Origin of the sequence: Paenibacillus sp. FSL R7-0128 (assembly GCF_038002245.1) — a bacterium.
In the GTDB taxonomy this organism is placed as follows: Bacteria; Bacillota; Bacilli; order Paenibacillales; family Paenibacillaceae; genus Paenibacillus_AQ; species Paenibacillus_AQ silagei.
The window spans coordinates 21,239-38,446 of record NZ_JBBOCD010000001.1 but is presented as its reverse complement, the minus strand read 5'-3'; the positions used below and the strand labels follow the sequence as shown (position 1 = coordinate 38,446).

Below are 17,208 nucleotides of genomic sequence, written 5' to 3'. Positions count from 1 at the left end.
TCTTACTTCGCCCCCTCAACGAGTGAAACGAAGGAAGCAGGCTGCAGGCTGGCACCGCCGACGAGAGCGCCGTCGATGTCGCTTTGACTCATGTACTCCGTTACATTCTCAGGCTTCACACTGCCGCCGTATTGGATACGGACTGCATTAGCCGTTGCTTCATCGTACAGGCCTTTAACAAGGGTACGGATATAAGCAATAACTTCGTTAGCATCCTGGGAAGTGGAGGATTTACCTGTACCAATCGCCCAGATCGGCTCATAAGCGATAACTACGCTTGCTGCCTGCTCTGCGCTAAGACCGGCAAATGCCGCTTCAGTCTGCACCTTGCATACGTCCTTAGTCTGGTCAGCTTCGCGCTCTTCCAGCTTTTCGCCTACGCAGACAATTGGAGTAATGCCGTGACGGAAGGCCGCATGCATCTTCTTGTTGACGATTTCGTCCGTTTCACCGAAATAAGCACGGCGTTCGGAGTGGCCGATAATAACGTACTCTACACCAAGATCCTTCAGCATTACGCCGCTGATCTCACCTGTATAAGCGCCGTTATCTTCGAAGTGCAGGTTCTGTGCACCAATTTTGATGGTAGTGCCTTGTACCGCTGCAACCAGTGCAGGCAGGTTCGTGAATGGCGCGCAGATTACAGTCTCTACGCCTGCCACTTCCGCCTGGCCTTTGATTTCAGCGATGAAGCCTTCGGCTTCCGGAACGGTTTTGAACATTTTCCAGTTGCCTGCAATAATAGGTGTTCTACTCATAGTGATGTATTGCCTCCCTCTTCGGTATTACTTGTCGTTCAGTGCTTCTACACCTGGAAGAGCCTTACCTTCCATGAACTCGAGCGATGCGCCGCCGCCAGTGGAGATGTGATCCATCTGGTCTGCGAGGTGGAATTTCTCAGCAGCCGCAGCGGAATCGCCGCCGCCAATAACAGTGTAGCCTTCGGTAGTAGCACAAGCCTGAGCCACAGCCTTGGTGCCTTCAGCGAAGATGTCGATTTCAAATACGCCCATCGGTCCATTCCATACAACCAGCTTGGAGTTTTTGATAATATCGGCATAGATTTCACGGGTCTTAGGACCGATGTCCAGACCTTCCCAATCTGCAGGGATCTCGGTTGCATCTACAATCTTGGTGTTGGCATCTGCACCGAACTTGTCAGCCACTACAACGTCAACCGGAAGCACGAAGTTCTTGCCCAGCTTCTTGGCCTTCTCGATGAATCCAAGCGCTGCATCAATCTTGTCGTTGTCTACCAGGGATTTACCGATTTCGTAACCTTGAGCCTTGGTGAACGTGTAGGAGAGGCCGCCGCCAATCAGTACATTGTCAGCCAGATTCAGCAGGTTGTCGATAACGTCAATCTTGTCTTTCACCTTGGAACCGCCGATGATGGCAGTGAAAGGACGTTCCGGGTTAGAAAGCGCCTTGCCGAGAACGGACAATTCCTTCTCCATCAGAAGACCGGATACTGCCGGCAGGAAGTGAGCGATTCCTTCTGTCGAAGCATGGGCACGGTGAGCTGCGCCGAATGCGTCATTGACGAACAGGTCAGCCAGTTCAGCGAACTGCTTAGCCAGTTCAGGATCATTCTTCTCTTCGCCTTTGTAGAAACGGACATTCTCAAGCACAAGCACATCGCCATCGTTCAGTTCAGCGATTTTTGCTTTTACAGCTTCGCCAATGGCCTCATCAGCCTTGGCTACCGGTTTGCCGAGCAATTCAGACAAACGGACTGCAGCGGAAGTCAACCGCATGGAATCGACGAATTCGCCTTTAGGACGGCCCATATGGCTGGCCAGAATGACCTTTGCACCGTTCTCAATCAGGTATTTAATTGTTGGAAGGGTTTCGCGGATACGGGTATCATCAGTGATCTTGCCGTCTTCCACTGGCACATTGAAATCTACACGCACGAATACGCGTTTGCCTTTTACTTCTACATCACGGACACTTTTTTTGTTCATGATTAACATTTCCTCCACACCCAAAATTGGTTCCTTCACAAAGCCATTTCACGCGAATCCAGTTCATTTAGAAAGAGCGGAAACAGACTTTCCTTGTTTCCGCTCTATTGTACTTCTTATATGAAATCGGTCTTATTTAGCAAGCTTAGCGAATTTCTCCAAAGTACGAACCAGCTGTGCAGTGTAGGACATTTCATTGTCATACCAAGCAACAGTTTTAACCAGCTGTTTGTCGCCAACAGTCAGTACTTTTGTCTGAGTTGCATCGAACAGGGAACCGAAAGTCATACCCTTGATGTCGGAAGATACGATTTCGTCTTCAGTGTAGCCGTAAGTTTCTGGGTCAGAAGCTTCCTTCATGGCTGCATTGATTTCTTCAACAGTTACGCTCTTATCCAGAACAGTAACCAGCTCAGTCAGGGAACCTGTAGCTACAGGCACACGTTGTGCTGCACCGTCAAGTTTGCCCTTCAGTTCTGGAATAACCAGGCCGATGGCTTTAGCAGCACCGGTAGTGTTAGGGATGATGTTCTCAGCAGCAGCGCGGGCGCGTCTGAAGTCGCCTTTTGCGTGTGGAGCATCAAGAGTGTTCTGGTCACCTGTGTAAGCGTGGATCGTAGTCATCAGGCCTTCGATGATACCGAACTTGTCGTTCAGGACTTTGGCCATTGGAGCCAGGCAGTTCGTTGTGCAAGATGCGCCGGAGATTACTGTTTCGGAACCGTCAAGGATGTCATCGTTAACGTTGTACACAACAGTTTTCATGTCGCCTGTAGCTGGAGCGGAAATAACTACTTTCTTAGCTCCGCCTTTAAGGTGCTTCTCAGCGGCTTCTTTAGTTGTGAAGAAACCAGTACATTCCAGAACGATATCAACGCCAAGCTCTCCCCAAGGAAGTTCTTCAGGGTTGCGGTTCGCCAGAACCTTAACATCTTTACCGTTTACTTTGAAGAATCCGTCATGAACTTCAACGTCTCCCTGGAATTTACCTTGAGTTGTATCATATTTAAGCAAATGAGCAAGCATCTTAGCGTCAGTCAAGTCATTGATTGCTACCACTTCGATACCTTCTACATTTTGAATACGGCGGAATGCAAGGCGTCCAATACGTCCAAAACCGTTAATACCAACTTTTACACTCATTGAATAGTTCCTCCTAGAGTTCGTTTTATTTATTCAAGACAAGCCGTGAGGCTCGTCAAGACAACAATGTTAAGTATAATGCATAAACCCTTTGCGCGCGCCCCATTTAATGGAATCTATAGGGCCTTTTGTAGCTGTGTGTCGATTTCCTTGCCGATTTCAACAGCCGCCGCCTCGTCGATGACGAGAATATCCTCTTGCCCGAACCGCAGCATCGCATGAATGGCCTTCGCCTTGCGTTTGCCGCCGGCAATACCGATAACGACTTCTGTACGGATAATGTCTTCCAGGCGCAGCCCCATGGTCCGCATCGTATGAACCACTTCGCCATTCTCATTGAAATAGTATCCGAAGGACTCGGCTACGGCTCCCTCGCTCTGAATCTCTGAGATCGTCCCGGAGTCCAGCTTGCGGCGGTGGGTCATTTCAATGGCGTCGCCTATTCCATGTACAATAATACGCGATCTGCGGATAATTTGTACAATCTCTCCAATATTGGAGTCCTGCGCAAGCGACTCATATGCGTCTCCGCTAAGCAGATCGGGCACATGCAGCAGACGGTAATTGGCGCCAATCCGTTTGGCCATGGTTGAAGCAATGGTGTTGGCCTGTATCTCCATGCTCTCTCCCAGTCCTCCGCGCGCCGGAACAACCCAGGCGTTCTTATAGGAAAGGGATAGCGGCGGGGTCAGCTGATCGGCCATCTCGGCCAGTGTTGATCCGCCTGTGACGGCAATCGTATCGTCACTCCGCAGTACGCTGAGCAGTGCCTTGGAGCCTGCGCGCCCCAGCTCACGCTTGGTGAACGGCGATGTCTCACAATCGCCAGGTACCACAATTACTTTGGTGAGACCGTACGTTGTACGAATTTTCTCTTCCAGATCATCCAGGCCGAATAGGCTCTTGGCGACCGGCTCCAGCAGGTCAAGCAGTCTGCGACCGGCATCGCTAATGCGCATACCGACGCTCTCGATCTCAATGAGCCCCTGCGATTTCAGAAGATCCGTCTCGGCGCGCAGCACCCGCTCGGTCATATCAAGCGATGCGGCTAACGTCCTGCGCCCAATAATATCGGACAGCATGATCTGATGTAGAATCGTATACCGTCTCTTAAGGGTTTCCATGAGATCAGGCAGAAGCTGCTTTTGGATTTCCAATAGATTACGCATGCTTTCACTCCTGCAACTTCGTCTTTCTCTTATCCCTTGTTCGTGGTCTCAAAATGTCCCGGGTTAACTTTTTAAGTCCCACCCATATTCTACCCAAAACTGACGCCAAGTGCAAGTGTTCCGAGACTATAATTCTCAGCCCGCTTTCATCTTATACATGGGCTTGTCCGGAAGGCCGCTGGCAGGAGGTGCATCTCCGGCTCTATTAATGGAGGCAGAGAAAACTATTTTTGCGCAGGATGCCTAATACGCATTGCTTTTATCCGAGAAGTATATTATAATAATTTCTGTTGCGCCCGTGGTCCAATGGATATGACGTAGGCCTCCGAAGCCTGAGATCCAAGTTCGATTCTTGGCGGGCGCGCCATTTTTTTCAAGCTTGTACATAATTTAGTTCCGATTATATTATATTTAACCAATGAGCCGCTTGAGGGCTCTTTTTTTTGAAAGTAAGTTTGACTTTCTTTGACTTTTTGTTTGAATTTGTTTATCATGTGGTTAATACGGTAACAGTAAAAAATGAACACATTCGAAGCACCAATTTCAAGGAGGTTTTCCACGTGAGTTATATTCCTATGGTAGTAGAACAGAGCAACCGCGGTGAGCGCGCTTATGACATCTATTCCCGCCTGCTGAAGGACCGCATCATTTTCCTTGGAACGGAGGTTAATGACGTGGTTGCCAATTCCATCATCGCACAAATGCTCTTCCTGGCTGCCGAGGACCCGGATAAGGATATTCACCTGTATGTGAACAGCCCAGGCGGTTCCATCACAGCGGGTATGGCCATCTTCGATACAATGCAATACATTAAGCCGGATGTGTCCACCATCTGTGTAGGTATGGCCGCTTCCATGGGAGCGTTCCTGCTGAACGCCGGCGCCAAGGGCAAGCGCTTCGCCCTGCCGAACAGCGAGATCATGATTCACCAGCCGCTAGGCGGTGCGCAGGGGCAGGCTTCGGATATTGAGATCCGCGCCCGCCGCATCATCAAGCTGCGTGAGAAGCTGAACCGCATCTTGTCCGAGCGTACAGGCCAGCCGCTGGAGAAGATCGAGAAGGATACTGACCGCGACTACTTCATGAGCGCTGCAGACGCTGCTGAATACGGTATCGTGGACAAGGTAATTGAGAAGACTCTGCCAACAGGCGTATAAGTACCTGCTCCAATGAATACACAAAGAGGCTGTAACAGACCGGTCCGGTCCCGTTACAGCCTCTTTCTTATGCCCAGCCATTGCTGCCTACCTTAAGCTCCCGTACCCAAGGGCATCCAGCTTGCCTGCAATTACGCGGTAGCCTCTGCCGTTCGGGTGAATATGGTCCAGGAACAGCAGCCCCCGCTCGTTACCGGCAAATTCATGGTATACCGAAGCAAACCCTACGTTATTGCTGCTGTAGCCTGCTGCATAGCGGTTGAACTCCCGCACCCACTCTGTTGCTTCATTCACCTGTGGGTAGGGATTATACAGGCCTACCATCCGGATGATGTAGGGGCTGCGGGAACCTGCTTTGAGCTGTGTCAGGCTACCCATGATGTCGCTGTAGTTACGCTTGCAGTCCCTAAGCGCCTGCTGCAGTAAGCCCTGGAATTCACCGGGCCGGGGCCCGGCTGCCCGGGCTGCCTTAATCAAGTCGTTGCCGCCAATGGACAGCGTAATGATCTGCGCATCCTTCACCGCCGCCCGGTAGACATTCGAGCTCCTCAGCCGTTGCTTCAGCCCCCCGGTGGTCAGACCGTTGACGCCAAGATTCGCCGGCACCACTGGTGTACCCAGCCTCCCTTCCGCCATCCGCCGGTAGACGGGGACGAAGCCGTTCCCGGGCAGCGCCCCGAAGCCGGTTGTAAGTGAATCCCCGATCGCTGTATAAGCATAGACCATAACCTTCCCCTCCCCGTTATAAGCTGCTTGCCTTCTATAGCTTATGACTATCCGGGTGAAGTGGTAACGGCAGGGCAGGCTGATTAGGCCGCGCACATGAAGAATGCCCCTGCGTCTCCCGGAGAAGATGCAAGGGCATCTGGATAATTATTTTATTATTTCAGCGCCGCGAACGGACTGCTTCCATCCGGCAGGAGTTCCTTGAAGCTGAAGTTGAATTCCGGGAAGCCCTCGGCATATGCCGTGTATTCGTATAACTGGAAGAAGAGCACCGCTTTGCCATCTTTCAGATAGAAGTACTTCTCGGTATTCAGTCCATTGAACCCGCCCAGATATCCTCCGTTAGCTTTGATCTCGGTGGCCAGCTTGGCATTGAGCTGTTTCTTGTAATTAGGGTTGGCACCGAACAGATCGCCCAGCAACAGACGTTTCCCGTCTTTGAGCGAGAAGGTGAACGCATTGCGGTAAGTCATCCCATGGGCACCGCCGGTATACCCGTATTGATTGGTGATTAGGCTGAGCACGCCATCCTGGTTATACGTGACCACATAACCGCCTTCGAATTCATACGGCCGGTCATCCTTCGACCGCTTGGAGATTTGATCTTCAGCATCCTTCGCATAGTTCAGAACGGTCTGCTTAATCGTATCATTGATTGCCTTCTCTGCTTCTGCACTTGCCAGGCCGCTGACCTGCGGATAATCCAGCCGGATAGGCGCATCCTTATGATCCTTCACATAGCTCACTGTTTTGATGGTTACCGCATTCTGCACTTTCTTCATAACATTCAGCCGTCCTGCTGCTGCGCCCCCGTCTACTTTGTAGCCCAAGTAATCGCTAAGCAGCTCAGACGAAACATACAGCCGGTTATTCAGTTGCTTGCCTTCACCGACATAATAATTGTTCACCATAACAGAAATGCCATAATCATTGATCGTCAGCCTTGTCTGAGCAGTTCCTGTCCCGATGGTGTACGTCTTCCCCGCTTTATCATAAGAGAGCGGCATCCCCAGCGCATCGCGCAGGAAGGTTACCGGCACCCATACCTTTCCTTCCTGGAGCAGGCCCGTCTGGGCTGTACTTTTCCCGTTAACCTTCAGCACTACAGATGAGGATTTGGCTTTGACCTGAGCGGCTGCCGGAGCGGCCTCAGTGATGCCTGCATGGATTATTCCTGTTCCTCCCAACAGGATTCCTGCGGCGAGCATTCCTGCACCCCATTTGCTGATGTATTTCTTAGAGTTCGAATTCATTGTTATTTCCCCTTCCACCTGGTGGTATGATTAGTCATGATGTGTGTTCCTCTGTATCACTGTTCCTATTATAGTAAAAGAGCGAGCGGGGGTTGTTACAATCCGCTTTACAGTTTCTTAAGGTTTGCCGTGATTATCTAAAGATCCTGTTACCTCAATTTAAACAAATTGAGAGCTTTCGATAGCGGCTATGTGCATATATATACATTTATATGACAAGTGGAAACGGCTTTGCCGTCCTTTTAAAGGACGGTACCGTTTCAGCGAGAAATAGAAGGATAATTTATCATGTAAAACATATAAATTCTTATATTTTTATAAAAAGCGCCTGCCCTGCTTATAACAGCAGAGCAAGCGCCTCTTGCGAAACGTTTATTTCAGTTCATACGTTACACTCAATTGGGTAGTGACCTTAACCTGCCCGGGCTCAACGGAGCTGCCAGCATTGTTATCCATGGACATCTTTTGCATGGAGGCTGCTTCAGCGTAGACCACCGGATGATTCCCGTCATCGCTCTGAATGACAGTGACTACCTGACCCAGTCCGCGCTTGGCTGCTTTGGCAATAGCCGCTGCTTTGACATCTGCATTCTGCATAGCCTTCTCGATTACCTGTGCTTCAAAGGCCGATGGATCTTCAATGGCAAACCGCACATTGCCGATGTTGTTCGCTCCAGCCGCAGAGGCAGCGTCCAGCAATTGTCCAACCTTTGTCAGATCCCGGTAAGAGACCTCTAGCGTGTGCTGGGCGTTATAGCCTTTTACCTTCTGGCCGTCCTTCTCGCTGTAAGTGTAGTTAGGCTGTACGTTGAACTGGGTGCTCTGAATGTCTTTGTCTGCAATGCCCCAAGTGGTCTTGAACAAAGCGGTCAGCTTGGAGACCTTCGCGGCTGTGCCTTTCTGTGCTTCCTGCGCAGTTTCGGCAGTTGTCGTTACGCCGATGGAGAGATACGCGATATCCGGTTTGATCGACAGCTCGCCTTTGCCTACCACGTTCACCACATTCTTCTGTACTTCGTCGGCGTAAGCCTTTTCAGGACCCTTTAGCACTCCGCTCAACCCCATTCCTCCAATCATCAAGCTAGCTGCCAGCAGAACTGATCCAATCGATTTACCCCATTTTCTCATGCTTGCCATCCCCTTTCGATTCGTTTAAGTGTTATTACCCTCTAGACGGGACAGCATGGTAAAAGTTGCATGAGCGATGTACGATATTTATTTTTTATTTGTTCCCCGTCCCGATCCAGAACCGGCGGATGACATTTCCGTCCTCCTCTATATATTCGCTATCCTCGATACCGCCATTCCTGCGGATTGTCCGTTCCGATGCGGTGTTGACGGAGTCACAGACTACGAGTGCCTGCTCGATACCCAGTTCAGCGGCCTTCAGGAGAGCCTGCTTCATAGCTCACTGGCATAGCCTTGTCTGCGTGCAGAAGGGACGATGCCGTAACCGATATGCCCGCCAGAATGGAGCAACCTTTCGGTCAGCCGGTGCCTGATGTTCACAGCCCCCACTACCCGTTTGTCCGTGGTCACCAGCCAGAAGGTTGAACTGCTCACCCAGCCGTCCGGTATATCTGTACCACGAGCATACCCGTGAAGAGTCTGAATCATACCGCCAAAGTCAGCCGGGTCCATCTCTGTTACCCAGGGCACAAACGGCTCCCCGCTGGCCTTCCACTCCTCATAAAAGGCTAAATACGGCTCTCTGAGCGCCTCAGCAGGCTCAACTAATGATACTTCACCGTCTTGAATCTGCATCCGCATACCTCTCCTTATCCTCTAAAGCTGATATGAAAAAAAGCCCCTAAGGGCTTTTGGTTAGACCATGTAGCATTTATTGATTCTCGAGCTCTTCCTTGCTTACCAGACTGGTCAAAGCGGTTACAGCCTGTTCCGCATCTGCACCGTCTGCGCTGATATGAATCTCCGTACCGGAACTGATCGCAAGGCTCATAATGCCCATGATACTCTTGGCGTTCACTTTTTTATCGTCTTTTTCCACGAAAATCTCCGACGAAAACTTATTAGCTTCTTGCACAAACAATGCTGCCGGCCGAGCATGGAGCCCCGTCTTCAACCGAACAACTACCGGGTGCTTTGTCATGAAACGCTTACCCCCTATTTGAGATCTGCCCAAAAATTTCACATTAATTTTATAATATTATATCATTATAACGCATACCGCACTAGAAAAAAAATAATCAGCCGCCGCGGACCTTGTCCGCCAGCTCATCAATTTTGCGCAAACGGTGGTTCACACCCGATTTACTGACCGTGCCGCCCAGCATATCCCCGACTTCCTTGAGGTTAATATCCGGGTGCGCCAGTCTGATCTCGGCCACCTCCCGCAGCTTATCCGGCAAGCTTTCCAGACCCACCTCGCGCTGCAGCAGCTTGATGTTCTCAATCTGGCGTACCGCCGCACTGATCGTCTTGTTCAGATTGGCCGTTTCGCAGTTCACAATCCGGTTGACCGAGTTGCGCATATCGCGCATGATCCGCACATCCTCGAATTTGAACAGCGCCTGATGGGCGCCGATCAGACTGAGGAACTCGATGATCTTCTCGCCTTCCTTGATGTATAGGATGAAGCCTTTTTTGCGTTCTATGCAGCGGGCATTCAGGTGAAATTCACCAGCTAGCTCAACGAGCGCCTTGCAGTGCTCCTCATACATGGAAGCGATTTCCAAGTGGTACGAAGAGCCCTCCGGGTTATTGACCGAACCGCCGGCCATGAAGGCCCCGCGCAGATAGGCACGCTTGCAGCAGTTCTTGCCAACAATCTCCTCATCAATCCCGTCCGTGAAAATAAAGCCCTCAGAGACAATCCGCAGATCCTTCAGGATCTCCTGGACCTGGTTCGGGATTCTTACAATATAGACGTTATTCTTCTTCAAACGCATTTTTTTACGCACGAGTAGCTCGATATGGACCTGGTAATATTTCTTAAGCAAAGAATATACCCGCCTTGCAATCGCGGCGTTCTCCGTCGAAATGTCGAGAACCACCTTTTTGCTCGAAAGCTGCACCGAACCATTCATTCGGATCAGCGCTGACATTTCCGCTTTCTCGCAGCAGGGCTGGCTCTCGACCATCGTCAGCTCTTTTTTGGTAAGGGCCGCAAAAGACAAGGGGCTCACCTCTTTCATTTAACTCTTTCTGTCAATCCAATCCTTCACCAGCTGGAAAATATGGTGACTGAGCTTATCTGTATCATGCCGCAAATAGGTTTTAAATAATACCAGCTTGTCAGCAATCACCTTATACCCGTTGCCGTCCACGGCCTCACGGTCAAGCTGTACCGGACGGGCACCCTTCTCGGCGTATTTGATCTGCACCTGCTCCGGGATCTCCCCGTCATTGACGATCACATAATCGAACAGATGCAGCCCGATATGGTCATATACGGCCTGTAGATGGTCATTAACCGTGTAATTATCCGTCTCACCCGGCTGGGTCATTACATTGCATACAAAAATCTTAATGGCCTCGGAAGCTACCACGGCTTCTGCCAGCTTCGGCACCAGCAGATTCGGCAGAATACTGGTATACAGACTGCCCGGACCGAGCAGAATAGCATCTGCGTTGCGGATAGCCTCCAGCGCCTCCGGCAGCGGCTCCACATCCACCGGCTCCAGAAATACGCGCTTGATGACGCCTCCCGCCTCCGGGATTTTGGATTCACCGGTAATCAGCGTTCCATCCGCCATCTCGGCGTGCAGGATTACCGCCTCTCCGGCCGCAGGCAGCACCCGGCCGCGAACGGCGAACAGCCGGCTAAGCTCCCGGACTGCTGTAACGAAGTCCCCGGAGATGTCAGTCAGTGCAGCCAGAATCAGATTGCCCAGGCTATGCCCGGCTAAGCCTTCTCCGCTGCTGAAGCGGTACTTCATAATCTGTGCCATCAGAGGCTCAACGTCAGCCATAGCCGTAAGTACGTTGCGGATATCCCCGGGCGGCGGCATCTGCAGCTCACTGCGCAGAATCCCGGAGCTTCCCCCGTCATCTGCGACAGTTACGATCGCCGTGATATCCAGCGGCTTCTCCTTCAGCCCCCGGAGCATCACCGAGAGTCCGGTCCCGCCACCCATCACGACGATCTTTGGACGCTGTCCTTGTTCTTCAGCCACTATTCATCCCTTCTCTCATCAATGCCGGTCGCGTTCGGAGTCCCGATGGCTGACTGCCACCGCTTCCGTCTCGCTAACCCCCAGCATTTTGCCCAGGTATTCGGCGATGGCTACCGAACGGTGTTTGCCGCCCGTACAGCCGATGCCGATAATAATCTGGGATTTGCCTTCCTTGCGGTATTGCGGAATAAGGAATTGAAGCATATCCAGCAGCTTGGTCAGGAATTCTTGCGTTTCAGGCCATTTCATTACGTAGTCGTACACCTCGTTGTCTTGGCCTGTCTTGGGCCGCAGCTGATCCACATAGTGCGGATTAGGCAGGAAGCGGACGTCGAACACCAGGTCAGCATCAATCGGAATCCCATACTTGAATCCAAACGAAGTAATGTTAACCGAGAGGGTGCTTTTCCCGAGGTGGGAGAAGCGTGACACTATTTTTTCTTTGAGCTGAACCGGCTTCATGCTGCTGGTATCCAGACACAGGGTAGCTGAATTCTTCAGCTCCTCCAGCATCTGGCGCTCCATGCGGATGCCGTCCAGCGGCATGCCCTTCGGAGCAAGCGGATGATGCCTGCGGCTCTCCTTGTAACGCTGTACAAGCACTGAATCTGTGGCGTCCAGGAAAAGGATCTCACACCCGATCGTTGACTCGTCCTTGATGTAGGCCAGAGACTCCGACAGGGCGGTGAAGAATTCCCGCCCCCGAAGGTCGATGACCAGCGCCACCTTGGCGATTTTACCCTTGGACTGCTCAATCAGCTCAGCGAATTTCGGGATTAGTACAGGCGGAAGATTATCCACGCAGAAGAACCCCAGATCCTCCAGGCTCTGCACGGCAATCGTCTTGCCCGCACCCGACATGCCTGTAATGATAATCAGGGTGGCATGGGCGGGCAGGGTTTGCTCGAGGTCGGTCATTACAGCATCCCTCCCTATGATTAGTATATGAATAATTCCGGTCTTTTAAGAACGCAGCAGCAGGCCTGCCGCACCAATAATACCGGCGTCATTGCCAAGCGCTGCAGGTACAATCGTAACACCGGTCTGCAGAGGGGCAGGCGCCAGCTTGGCGAATACCCGGCGGACTTCATCGAACAGAATATCGCCTGCCTTGGAGACTCCGCCGCCGACGATGAATACTTCAGGGTTCAGGACCGCTGCAACGGAGGCCATTGATTTGCCCAGGTAGAAGGCCGCCCGGTTCACAATCCGCAGCGCAGCTTCATCGCCTGCCTTGGCGGCATCGAATACTTCCTTCGCAGCGATTTTTTCAACGGTGGACAAGGAGGTCCGGTCCCCGCGTGCTACAGCATCGTTCGCCATACGGATAATGCCTGTCGCTGAGGAAACGGTTTCCAAACAGCCCATGTTCCCGCAGCCGCACTGGATCGCTTCCAGATCGGGCACCACGGAGATATGTCCAAGCTCGCCGGCCAGACCGGCAAATCCCTGATACACCTTACCATTAATGATAATACCGCCGCCGACACCCGTACCGAGCGTATAGCAGACACAGTTCTCTATGCCGCGCCCTGCACCGCTCCAGGCTTCGCCCAGTGCAGCCACGTTGGCATCATTGTCTATTTTGACTGGCTTGTTCAGGCGACCCTCCAGAATGGAGCGGATCGGCACATCTCTAAATCCTATGTTGGGCGCAAGGATGATGATACCTTCACGAATATTCGTAAATCCGGCCAGTCCCGCACCGACACCAGCCAGCTGGTCCCAGGAGTACGGAGAGTCCTCCACAATCTGGCGTACATACTTCTCGATATTATCGATGACAGCATCGACGCCATCCGCAGTCCCTGTCGGACCTTCGTAAGTGTGCAGCAGGCTTCCCTCGGCATTACAGATTCCAACCTTAATCGTGGTACCACCTAAATCCACGCCAACGTAGATATGTTCAGACATGTTACAAGCCACCTTTTTCTATGCTAAAATAGTTAATCCTACGTACCCACTATAATAGAACCCTCCCCTGCGGTCAAGGAAAGGCGATACACCCGGGGCAATGGACTTCAGTTCTTATTTGTTAACAAAAAGACTTTCTCACCAGGCAGGCAAGAAAGTCCGTTCATTCTCTTCTATTGTAGGGTGCCAGATACCTTAATGCTATTCGGACAAAATCCGCTTCTGGCCCTCAAGGGCACGGATCGGTGCGATATTCTGGGTGAATTCCAGCGTCCCCATATAACGGCCTCCTGCATCCCGCACGGCGAAATAACGGATATAGATGAATTTATCCTTGATGTTAATCCAGAAATCTTCGGCATCCTTCACTCCGGCTTTGAAATCAGCCAGCAGCTTCTCAACAACATGCACACTTTGCGGCGGATGGCAGTTCTGTACGGTGCGGCCGATAACGGCCTTCGTCCGGGCGAAGATCCGTTCCTTGCCATGCGAGAAGTAGCGGACGACATCGTTCTCGTCGATAAAGGTCAGATCCACCGGCAGATGATTCATCAGCGTCTCGAGCTGGTGTAGCGACAGCAGCCCGGTCTCGAACCGGATGAAGCCCTGCGGGGACAGGCCTTCCCCTTCTTCCGCCGGAACATCAGCACCCTCAGGCTCCGCTGCACGTTCCGGTATCCATTCCTGGTCGGGCGCAGTCAGGCAGAAGCCGATTTCATCGCTTTCGCGGGCGATTTTGACCCACTCATCCTCAGTCAGCTTATCAAGCGCCATCGGGAGCAGAATATTCTCTTCCTTGAAGATCATCTCATTGACTTCCTTAATGATCTCCTCCAGTGCGGCTGTAATCTGCCCGCTGTCTCCGTTATAGGCGCTAAGCGCCTTCTTGGCTTCCTTGATCATATTGCGGATTCCGTCATCCACTCCCCACATTACCTTCGTAGGACCGTATATGCCGTACTTCTCCAGGTAAGGGAAAAGCAGATTCTCCTTGCGGCTGTAGTGCTTGTCGAGATCCAGCAGCAGACTCAGGTCCTCCAGCAGCTTATAGATAATCTCATCGCTGGCGTTCTTCTTGAACTTATCCGCATGCAGCTCCAGCCGGAAGTTGACCAGACGTTCGATCTCCCGGTTCTCCAGCTTGAACGTATGCACGGGATGACCGGGCTGCTCCTCAGGCTTAGAAGAACGGTGGATCTGTTCAATCGAGCCCTTGAAGATTGCCGTATGCACGGAGCAGAGGCGCTGTACTTCCTCTACCGGAATGCCTTCCTCGGTCATCAGAGAGTGCTCCATGGCGGAGATTTCCTCCACCGTAACATCGCCTACCGCTTCTTCAAAACGCGCCTTAACCTCCTCCACGCTTTTGCCCGCATGCAGCTCCTTGATGATCTCTCTCAGCATAGCCTGGCGGCGTGTCTGTTCCGGAATATCGACCTCGCGGTTATTAATCAGTTCGCTCATCACAATCTCTCCTTCTATTCTATAATCTCGAAACCATGCTGCTGAAAGGCCAGCCGAACGGTTTCCAGCTCTATTTTCTTTAATTTCATTCCTTTGGAGAGGGTCATAAATCGTCCTGCAGTCTGCAGCATTCCAGGCTTCGCAATATCACGAAAACCCAGTTCCACCATGATCTCAACAATTTCCGGGTGCCTGGTTACCAGCTCAAAGACCGATTCATCCAGCTTCAACGCTTTGCTCATCCTTTTGCACACCTCACTAATGAGAATTCTTCTCAACACCAGCTTAGCATAGGGTACAGAGGTGAATTGTGATTGTAATCACTAACTACAAAAAGACTATCCCCGCCAGCCATTCAGCTTGTGGGGATAGCCTCAGAATAATACGTTTACGCTGTAATCACGGCCTCTCGGCCATGAACAACGTACCTACATATAGATTAGGTCATGCAGCTAAGTTACAGTGATTGGCTCCATCTATGGGAATTCCGGATATCATGCGAAATCCGCATGCTGCAGAATTTAGGGCCGCACATCGAGCAGAAATGCGCCTGCTTTGCCCCCTCCGCAGGCAGGGTCTCATCATGATACGCCTGCGCCCTTTCCGGGTCCAGGGAGAGATGAAACTGGTCGCGCCAGCGGAACTCGAACCGCGCCTTGGACAGCGCGTTGTCCCGGTCCTGCGCACCCGGATGTCCCTTGGCGAGGTCTGCGGCATGTGCAGCAATTTTGTAGGTAATGACTCCTTCGCGCACATCATTCTTGTCAGGCAGGCCTAAATGCTCCTTAGGTGTAACGTAACACAGCATTGCCGTTCCAAGCCCCCCGATTATCGCTGCCCCGATGGCCGACGTGATGTGATCATAGCCGGGTGCAATATCCGTAGTTAGCGGACCGAGGGTGTAGAAAGGGGCTTCGTGGCAAATCTCAAGCTGCTTGTCCATATTCTCCTTGATCTTGTGCATTGGCACATGGCCCGGACCTTCTACCATAACCTGAACATCGTGCTTCCAGGCAAGCGCCGTCAGCTCTCCCAGCGTCTCCAGCTCGGCGAACTGAGCTTCGTCATTGGCATCAGCGATAGAGCCGGGACGCAGGCCATCCCCCAGCGAGAAGGCCACATCATACGTCTTCATAATCTCACAGATGTCTTCGAAGTGTGTGTACAGGAAGTTCTCCTGCTGATGGGCCAGGCACCAGGCAGCCATAATCGATCCGCCCCGGGATACAATGCCTGTCATTCTCCGGGCAGTGAGCGGAATATAGCGCCGCAGCACCCCGGCATGAATGGTGAAGTAATCCACCCCCTGCTCCGCCTGCTCAATCAGCGTGTCGCGATAGAGCTCCCAGGTTAAATCCTCAGCTATACCGTTCACCTTCTCCAGCGCCTGGTATATGGGCACTGTCCCGACCGGCACAGGAGAATTGCGGATAATCCACTCCCGGGTGGTATGGATCTTAGAGCCGGTGGAGAGATCCATGATGGTATCAGCCCCCCAGCGGGTCGCCCACCGCATCTTCTCCACCTCCTCTTCAATAGAAGAAGTGACCGCCGAATTTCCGATGTTGGCATTGATCTTCACCAGGAAGTTACGGCCGATAATCATCGGCTCACTCTCCGGGTGATTGATATTGGCCGGAATAATAGCACGGCCCGCAGCCACCTCATCCCTAACGAACTCCGGCCGGATATTCTCCCGGATCGCAATATACTCCATTTCCGGTGTGATGATCCCTTGCCTTGCATAATGCAACTGGGTCACATTGCCGCCTGCATAGGCCCGCCTCGGATTCCTGCACAGTCCTGGATAAGCTTCTGCGGCAGCCCCTTCTCTGCGGATTCCGTTATCCTCCGGCCGGACGGCTCTTCCGGTGTACTCCTCCGAATCGCCACGCTCCGCGATCCAGCTTGAACGGTGCGGCGGCAGCCCCCTCCGAATGTCCATCTCCTCCGCGGCATCCGTGTACATACCGCTTGTGTCATAGACACGCAGCGGAGCATTTTCCTCTTCCCCGGCAACGCCTTCGGTTCTGCTGAGGCTGATCTCCCGCATCGGAACCCGGATATCCGGGCGTGAGCCCTCCACATACACTTTACGGCTTGCGGGGAATCCCGAAAGATCCACCTCTTCGTTTTTACCCATTCCTTTCATTTCAATCTCCTCCTCTTCGCTCTGTACACTCATCAGATAAGAGGTCACGCAGCAGATTGAGCTGAAGAATCTATAGATTCCTGCAAGTCAAAAAGCCGCTCCACCTGGAGCGGCTTTATTAAAGGAA

Annotated in this window: 16 protein-coding genes, 1 tRNA gene and 1 pseudogene; 2 read left to right on the top strand and 16 right to left on the bottom strand. The window is 52.1% G+C overall.

Going from position 1 to position 17,208, the window contains the following annotated elements; all coding sequences use genetic code 11:
• Positions 1–2: 2 nt before the first annotated feature.
• From tpiA to NST26_RS00215, 4 genes are all read right to left on the bottom strand, one after another.
• Entirely contained in the window at positions 3–758 is a 756-nt protein-coding gene (gene tpiA, locus NST26_RS00230) for a triose-phosphate isomerase (protein WP_036726267.1), read from the bottom strand.
• A 27-nt stretch (positions 759–785) separates the two neighbouring features.
• Positions 786–1,967, bottom strand: a complete 1,182-nt coding sequence (locus tag NST26_RS00225; RefSeq protein ID WP_036726266.1) for a phosphoglycerate kinase — start codon at positions 1,965–1,967, stop codon at positions 786–788.
• 132 nt (positions 1,968–2,099) lie between these two features.
• Positions 2,100–3,110: a type I glyceraldehyde-3-phosphate dehydrogenase gene (gap, locus tag NST26_RS00220; RefSeq protein WP_036690087.1), complete on the bottom strand. Its 1,011-nt coding sequence runs from the start codon at positions 3,108–3,110 to the stop codon at positions 2,100–2,102.
• 116 nt (positions 3,111–3,226) lie between these two features.
• Positions 3,227–4,279: a sugar-binding transcriptional regulator gene (locus NST26_RS00215; protein WP_036726264.1), complete on the bottom strand. Its 1,053-nt coding sequence runs from the start codon at positions 4,277–4,279 to the stop codon at positions 3,227–3,229.
• A 292-nt stretch (positions 4,280–4,571) separates the two neighbouring features.
• Between NST26_RS00215 and NST26_RS00210 the strand changes: the two genes are divergently transcribed.
• A tRNA-Arg gene (locus NST26_RS00210) sits at positions 4,572–4,646 on the top strand.
• A gap of 193 nt (positions 4,647–4,839) precedes the next feature.
• Positions 4,840–5,436: an ATP-dependent Clp endopeptidase proteolytic subunit ClpP gene (gene clpP / locus NST26_RS00205; RefSeq protein WP_036690083.1), complete on the top strand. Its 597-nt coding sequence runs from the start codon at positions 4,840–4,842 to the stop codon at positions 5,434–5,436.
• A gap of 87 nt (positions 5,437–5,523) precedes the next feature.
• Here the strand turns inward: clpP and NST26_RS00200 are convergent, their stop codons facing one another.
• From NST26_RS00200 to thiC, 12 genes and pseudogenes are all read right to left on the bottom strand, one after another.
• Positions 5,524–6,162: a GDSL-type esterase/lipase family protein gene (locus NST26_RS00200; RefSeq protein WP_036726263.1), complete on the bottom strand. Its 639-nt coding sequence runs from the start codon at positions 6,160–6,162 to the stop codon at positions 5,524–5,526.
• Between the two features lie 155 nt (positions 6,163–6,317).
• Entirely contained in the window at positions 6,318–7,415 is a 1,098-nt protein-coding gene (locus NST26_RS00195) for a PdaC/SigV domain-containing protein (protein WP_340956847.1), read from the bottom strand.
• 372 nt (positions 7,416–7,787) lie between these two features.
• Complete coding sequence (locus NST26_RS00190) at positions 7,788–8,543, bottom strand: SIMPL domain-containing protein (protein ID WP_339312226.1); 756 nt, start codon at positions 8,541–8,543, stop codon at positions 7,788–7,790.
• 94 nt (positions 8,544–8,637) lie between these two features.
• Positions 8,638–9,179, bottom strand: a pseudogene (locus tag NST26_RS00185) (GNAT family N-acetyltransferase).
• Positions 9,180–9,255: 76 nt separating this feature from the next.
• Complete coding sequence (locus NST26_RS00180; RefSeq protein ID WP_036690075.1) at positions 9,256–9,525, bottom strand: HPr family phosphocarrier protein; 270 nt, start codon at positions 9,523–9,525, stop codon at positions 9,256–9,258.
• 97 nt (positions 9,526–9,622) lie between these two features.
• Positions 9,623–10,552, bottom strand: a complete 930-nt coding sequence (gene whiA / locus NST26_RS00175) for a DNA-binding protein WhiA (protein WP_036726258.1) — start codon at positions 10,550–10,552, stop codon at positions 9,623–9,625.
• Positions 10,553–10,570: 18 nt separating this feature from the next.
• Entirely contained in the window at positions 10,571–11,512 is a 942-nt protein-coding gene (locus NST26_RS00170; protein WP_200869550.1) for a gluconeogenesis factor YvcK family protein, read from the bottom strand.
• A gap of 57 nt (positions 11,513–11,569) precedes the next feature.
• Positions 11,570–12,469 carry an RNase adapter RapZ gene (gene rapZ, locus NST26_RS00165; RefSeq protein WP_036690069.1) on the bottom strand — a complete coding sequence of 300 codons (900 nt, stop codon included), beginning with the start codon at positions 12,467–12,469 and terminating at the stop codon, positions 11,570–11,572.
• Positions 12,470–12,514: 45 nt separating this feature from the next.
• Positions 12,515–13,465, bottom strand: a complete 951-nt coding sequence (locus NST26_RS00160; protein WP_036690067.1) for an ROK family glucokinase — start codon at positions 13,463–13,465, stop codon at positions 12,515–12,517.
• Positions 13,466–13,666: 201 nt separating this feature from the next.
• Positions 13,667–14,929: a DUF438 domain-containing protein gene (locus NST26_RS00155; protein ID WP_340956850.1), complete on the bottom strand. Its 1,263-nt coding sequence runs from the start codon at positions 14,927–14,929 to the stop codon at positions 13,667–13,669.
• A gap of 14 nt (positions 14,930–14,943) precedes the next feature.
• Complete coding sequence (locus tag NST26_RS00150) at positions 14,944–15,171, bottom strand: DUF1858 domain-containing protein (protein WP_036690062.1); 228 nt, start codon at positions 15,169–15,171, stop codon at positions 14,944–14,946.
• A 215-nt stretch (positions 15,172–15,386) separates the two neighbouring features.
• Entirely contained in the window at positions 15,387–17,081 is a 1,695-nt protein-coding gene (thiC, locus tag NST26_RS00145; RefSeq protein ID WP_445323304.1) for a phosphomethylpyrimidine synthase ThiC, read from the bottom strand.
• Positions 17,082–17,208: the final 127 nt, after the last annotated feature.

Coding starts and splice junctions, on each gene's coding strand:
- tpiA (WP_036726267.1), bottom strand. CDS start 758: ATGAGTAGAACACCTATTATTGCAGGCAACTGGAAAATGTTCAAAACC.
- NST26_RS00225 (WP_036726266.1), bottom strand. CDS start 1,967: ATGAACAAAAAAAGTGTCCGTGATGTAGAAGTAAAAGGCAAACGCGTA.
- gap (WP_036690087.1), bottom strand. CDS start 3,110: ATGAGTGTAAAAGTTGGTATTAACGGTTTTGGACGTATTGGACGCCTT.
- NST26_RS00215 (WP_036726264.1), bottom strand. CDS start 4,279: ATGCGTAATCTATTGGAAATCCAAAAGCAGCTTCTGCCTGATCTCATG.
- NST26_RS00200 (WP_036726263.1), bottom strand. CDS start 6,162: ATGGTCTATGCTTATACAGCGATCGGGGATTCACTTACAACCGGCTTC.
- NST26_RS00195 (WP_340956847.1), bottom strand. CDS start 7,415: ATGAATTCGAACTCTAAGAAATACATCAGCAAATGGGGTGCAGGAATG.
- NST26_RS00190 (WP_339312226.1), bottom strand. CDS start 8,543: ATGAGAAAATGGGGTAAATCGATTGGATCAGTTCTGCTGGCAGCTAGC.
- NST26_RS00180 (WP_036690075.1), bottom strand. CDS start 9,525: ATGACAAAGCACCCGGTAGTTGTTCGGTTGAAGACGGGGCTCCATGCT.
- NST26_RS00170 (WP_200869550.1), bottom strand. CDS start 11,512: ATGGGTGGCGGGACCGGACTCTCGGTGATGCTCCGGGGGCTGAAGGAG.
- rapZ (WP_036690069.1), bottom strand. CDS start 12,469: ATGACCGACCTCGAGCAAACCCTGCCCGCCCATGCCACCCTGATTATC.
- NST26_RS00160 (WP_036690067.1), bottom strand. CDS start 13,465: ATGTCTGAACATATCTACGTTGGCGTGGATTTAGGTGGTACCACGATT.
- NST26_RS00155 (WP_340956850.1), bottom strand. CDS start 14,929: ATGAGCGAACTGATTAATAACCGCGAGGTCGATATTCCGGAACAGACA.
- NST26_RS00150 (WP_036690062.1), bottom strand. CDS start 15,171: ATGAGCAAAGCGTTGAAGCTGGATGAATCGGTCTTTGAGCTGGTAACC.
- thiC (WP_445323304.1), bottom strand. CDS start 17,081: ATGAAAGGAATGGGTAAAAACGAAGAGGTGGATCTTTCGGGATTCCCC.